At 41.1% G+C, this 2,270-nt stretch carries 2 protein-coding genes; one reads left to right on the top strand and one right to left on the bottom strand.

The features are described from left to right. Positions 1 to 1,056 (bottom strand): oligosaccharide flippase family protein (locus tag ACVBJC_RS20335; RefSeq protein WP_447162722.1); only part of this gene is annotated, 1,056 nt, incomplete at its 3' end. 584 nt (positions 1,057 to 1,640) lie between these two features. Between ACVBJC_RS20335 and ACVBJC_RS20330 the strand changes: the two genes are divergently transcribed. Then, positions 1,641 to 2,090, top strand: coding sequence for an REP-associated tyrosine transposase (locus ACVBJC_RS20330; protein WP_447162721.1), 450 nt, complete (start codon positions 1,641 to 1,643; stop codon positions 2,088 to 2,090). Positions 2,091 to 2,270 lie beyond the last annotated feature (180 nt).

Here is a 2,270-nt window from a genome sequence, read left to right as displayed (position 1 = left end):
TTTGGCAATTGCTTCGGGGCTTGCCTCATGGCTTAGTTTGGTAATTGCTTCGGGGCTTGCCTCATGGCTTAGTTTGGTAATTGGTTCATGGCTTAGTTCATGGTCAAATTGATGAGCCGCTTGTAGTGGTTTCGATTCGGACTTTTTGAGACAAAGGTGAGAGTAAAGCGCTGTGCCATAGCTTTGCACTAAACCTAAGCTGATCCCTAGGCTGGCATTAAATGCAAAAAAATAGATGCCTAAGGCTTCTAGACCAAGAAAATAGCCTATCAATATATAATCAATATTTTGTCTCAGTGCGATGGCTAAGTCGCCAAGCCCAACCTGTATACCAAATTTGAGTAAGCTTTTTGCATTAGATGAAAGTAGGCTGAAAGATTTTACTTGGTTGAGCGTTGCTTTACTAAAAGCTGTAGCGTGATTTGATAAAGGCTTAGGTAAGGGGTTGTGGTATCTATGAATCCCAATCCAAATAAATACCACAATAATTTTGGGCAAAATAATGGCCCAAATACCTAAGCCGAGCAAAGCCAGTGTTGCGGTTAATATGGCATCGAACGCTGTTTGCCAGAGCACGGCTCGACCGACCACACGCATGCGATTTGCTCGCAGGTTTATAGCAGCGTAAAGCATGCCAAATGGTAGGAGTAAATAGCTTGTTGCCATGAGTATCATAGGTAAAATTAGCTGCATGTCATCGTAGTAGATAGCAAGCGGCCAGCTGAGTAAGCTCATGGCAACGAAGGCGGTTATAGCGGCTAACCAGTTCACCTGATCAGCCGCAGATAAAGATTGTATTAGTTGGTTATCATCCATTTTGATTAATGCGGCAGAAGATATACGACGTGTAGGCGTACAGATGATCTCAAAGCTGGTCAGTATGATGGCTACTTGGCCAAATATTTCCGGAGTAAATAGTCGAGCGATGATAATGCTGGAACCTAAGCGCACAATACGGCCAAGCACTTGAGCAGAACCCAACCAGAATAGCCCTTTGGCCATTGCGCCACTTGAAAGTGTCGATAGAAAGTTGTTACATGTCGATTCGTTTTGCATATCAGCACCTGTTAGACATCACGTTATGGATAATATTTTTAACAATCTATCTTCTGCTTCTTATTCATCGGATATCGTTATTTAGATAGGAATACAGGGATCATGCCAATCTGATATCGTTTGATATTTAGTACTTTATGTATTGATTTAACAGAATATTTTCAGCTGACTTTATAGGATGTATTTATTGGGGCTATTATTATGGCCAAGGCGGCGCGAGTGAATTCGCAGATTGCGAATCAGAATGGAAGAGGAAAATAAGGTCCTAGGTACAAGCTGAGACGGTTAAAACAAGGATCGAGATCCTAGGAAAAGCCGCTCCTAGGTAAAAGCAAAGACGGATAAGCTGAGTCGGGAAATCGGAACGGCCTATGGCCTTACGGTATACGGAACGTTCGCAGGCTCACTTACGGACAAAGCGGCGTTGTCTATGTAGGTCGGCATTTATGCCGTCAGCTATGTGAAGTTTTTTTTGATGGGCTAAAGCCCAACCTACAAAGATGTAGGTTGGCAGTACTTCAAGCAGATGGCTATATTTTGTAGGTCGGTATTTATGCCGCCAGTTTTTACAAAGGGAGATGATGATGTCATGGAGTGACTTACGAGTAGGCCGGTTTTCGCAAGAGGGCGGTGAGTACTTTATAACTTTTAATACCGAAAATAATTTAGATCATTTCATAGACTTTTATGTGTCCCAACTATTTTGCATAGGAATTGCTAAAAATGAGCTGCAATATAACTGTTCTTGGTTAACTTGGGTATTAATGCCAGATCATTTTCATGGATTGTTACGATTGGAAAAGGGAGCTGAGTTATCAAAAGTCGTGGGAACGTTAAAAGGCGCTAGTAGCTTTGTTATCAATAGAAAGCTAAACCGTTCAGGAGCATTATGGCAACCATCATTTTATGACCGTGCCTTACGTCTTGATGAAGATAGAGAAAATATAAGTAGATACATAGTTACGAATCCACTAAGAAAGGGATTGGTTAATCGTATTGGAGACTATCCTTTTTGGAATTCAATTTATTTGTAGGTCGGTATTTATGCCGTCTATTTATATATTGGTTTGTTTGTGATGGGCTAAAGCCCAACCTACAAAGATGTAGGAAGGCAGTATTTCAAGTTGATGTCTATATTTTGTAGGTCGGTATTTATGCCGTCTATTTATATATTGGTTTGTTTGTGATGGGCTAAAGCCCAACCTACAAAGATG

The organism is Shewanella sp. 0m-6 (assembly GCF_052977325.1).
The sequence above is the reverse complement of the archived record's forward strand: the minus strand, read 5'-3'. Positions and strand labels throughout refer to the sequence as shown.